Source organism: Bradyrhizobium sp. (assembly GCF_016462955.1).
GTDB lineage: Bacteria > Pseudomonadota > Alphaproteobacteria > Rhizobiales > Xanthobacteraceae > Bradyrhizobium.
In genome coordinates, this window is the sequence record NZ_JAEMSD010000782.1 from 1 (window position 1) to 2176 (window position 2176).

At 59.7% G+C, this 2176-nt stretch carries 2 protein-coding genes; both read right to left on the bottom strand.

Annotated elements, in window-relative coordinates; translation table 11 throughout:
* Window positions 1–790 precede the first annotated feature (790 nt).
* Window positions 791–1336, bottom strand: a complete 546-nt coding sequence (locus JHD07_RS38300; RefSeq protein WP_028136427.1) for a hypothetical protein — start codon at window positions 1334–1336, stop codon at window positions 791–793.
* Window positions 1337–1354: 18 nt separating this feature from the next.
* Window positions 1355–2176, bottom strand: an 822-nt coding sequence (locus JHD07_RS38305; RefSeq protein WP_291631671.1) for a DUF2235 domain-containing protein, incomplete at its 5' end; no start/stop codon positions are given.

Consider the following 2176-nt stretch of genomic DNA (forward strand, 5'->3'; position numbering starts at 1 on the left):
GACGTCGTCCTCGTCGAGGCGATTCATGCGCAACGCCCGCTTGACCTTGACCTCGTCGAACGGCGGATCCATGAGACAAATCTGGATCCGGCACTCCAGCAACGAGCGATTGCCTATATCAGAAGTTTGAGGCCCGAGAAAAAGCCGGAAGCAGCAAAGTTGCCATAGGTCATCGCGGTTCAAGGGGAGGGCGAAGGGATCAAGTGCCCTACATCTTCCCGATCTTTAGCGTCACGGCGGCAGCCGATGGCAATAGCAACGGAGTGCCTGGCTCGATGGCAGGGGCCGTCAATGTATCTTTCGATACCTCCAACGATCTTTTGCGCCGCTCCCCATCGCAATCGAGATGATCTAACTGGGCGAAACGGAAGCAGTCGAGGCAGCCGACACCGGCGTTTTGTCGGAGCGGCCGGACCGGTGGCCCCAAGGAACATCTTCATGCTCGCGATCGTAGTTTGCGTCTGGCATCCGGAGACCGACGAGCTTCTCTTTGAGGGTGCGAGCACGTCCTTGAGCGTCCCGAACGTTCGCGACATCGTCGGGCCGTGCTTTCCGGAAGATCCCGAAATAATGACAGCGCACCCTGTGCCTGTTGTGCATGGGCGCGCGCTTCTTCACTTAATGGGAAAGAGCTTCGACGGTGATGGCGAGTTTCAGGTTTCCTGCGAGCCTCTAAGGTTCGCCGAGGTCTCTCGGTTGTCGAACTAGCGGCCCGAAACAATTTCTCGGCAGGGCCCCGCCATTGCGGCGCTGTCGGGTGTACTGCGCGCGACCACTCGCTCGATCGACGTCAGCTATCCAAAACCTCCCCATCCGCGTGCTTCGCTACCCAAACATCTTGGATGACGGAAGGGCGATTGATGCCTTGCTTCTTCAATTCCGGCTCAGGAACGCTTTGCAGGAAAGTGAGCGAGTAGACTCGATGATTCCCGTCCAGGATACTTAGGCCCGTTTCTATCGGCATGGTGACAGGCACGCGGGGGAACTGTCCTTTCACCGCCAGGTAGCTCACGCAAGATTCAAAGCGCTTCTTGCTGTTGTCGCCGCCATATCCATTCTCGATTCCAAGGACCAACGCCTCGAACATGGAATTCATGATCTTGCGGGAATTAAGCGACAGCTCGTCGAAGCTACAGTCGTGCGACACCTTCGTCCACGTGACCTTCTTCCACCACGATACCGGCTTCACGATGATGTACTGCCACCGATGGCCGTTGAAGGGGACCGGTGGGGGCCAGCCCATGCCCTCCTGGGTCGCTAAGTTCAATAGCCATTGATCCACCACGTCGTCCGGCCAATCCGGCAGGTCAGCTTTGATGTCGGCAAGCGCGACCAAGAGCGTCTCCTCAAGCGTTCAGGCGGGCCCGGTCGATTGTGCTGTCGACTCCACCTGCGGATAGTAGCGTTTGAAGTCGTCATGGCTCGCCAGTGCGCTTGGGCGATATGCGCCGACGCCAGCACATTGCCTGACTTCCGGCAGGTCGAAGCGCGTCCGTACGGTCGGATGTACCGGCGCCTGGTGGTTGATCTCGCGGACTTCGACTTCCCAGTTCCTGGTGCCGACGAGGTTTTGCAGCCATCGCCATTTCGGCAGACTGGCGGCGTAGGCGTCGAGCGTGTCGCGCATGCCCGCGATCTCGCAATGCTGAACGCCGTTCGCGCCGGGGAAGACGTTCAGTGCCGGTCCGTTGTCACCAGTCTTCGGCATCCTGATCCCGTCCACGTAGATCGGCCCGGTCATCAAGCCGTCCGGGATGGACGTAGCCTGCTCGCACATCCAGGCGAGGGCGATATCCGACAAACGCGATTCCGGTTCGGGATAGGATCCGCCGATATCCGAGTGGTTGCCTGCGAACCAGAGCTGGATGAGACGCGGAACACCCGGAGTCGCGGGGTGCACAGACGGCTCGGTGCCGCCCCAGCCGACCCGGGCGAAATCCTTGCGCGTCTCGTCGATTGCGTTCGCCGAGCGCGCAAAACGTACATGTTTGCTGAGAAGGCGATCGAAGTTCTTGCCTGTCCACTCGGCGGTATGAGAGCGCGGCGGATCGCCCTTGTTCGGGAAGTCGTAGATGGTCTTGAGATTGACCGTCCGCTGCCGTTTCCAGAACCAGATGACGGCAATCAGCATCGCCAGATGCGTGACCAGCCACGCCGGCACGATGAAGCCCCATAG